This is a genomic window from uncultured Marivita sp., from assembly GCF_947488135.1.
Taxonomy (GTDB): domain Bacteria; phylum Pseudomonadota; class Alphaproteobacteria; order Rhodobacterales; family Rhodobacteraceae; genus Marivita.
This window is the reverse complement of the sequence record NZ_CANKYW010000040.1, coordinates 1-281: the sequence shown is the minus strand read 5'-3', so window position 1 is coordinate 281 and position 281 is coordinate 1. Positions and strand designations below refer to the sequence as shown.

General features: G+C 65.5%; 1 protein-coding gene. It reads left to right on the top strand.

Features of this window, described 5'->3' with window-relative positions; genetic code table 11:
• The coding region (locus tag Q1B16_RS22325) for a GTP-binding protein (RefSeq protein ID WP_299794641.1) at positions 1-281 on the top strand (281 nt) is incomplete at both ends.

Genomic DNA, 281 nt, shown 5'->3' with positions numbered 1-281 from the left:
ACCGGTGCGGCGCAGATGGACGGCGCGATCCTGGTGGTGAACGCCGCTGACGGCCCGATGCCGCAGACGCGCGAGCATATCCTGCTGGGCCGCCAGGTGGGTATCCCCGCCATGGTCGTGTTCATGAACAAGGTGGACCAGGTCGACGACGAGGAACTGCTCGAGCTCGTCGAGATGGAAATCCGCGAATTGCTGTCGGCCTACGACTTCCCGGGCGACGACATCCCGGTGATCGCAGGCTCCGCGCTTGCGGCGATGGAAGGCCGTGATCCGGAAATCGG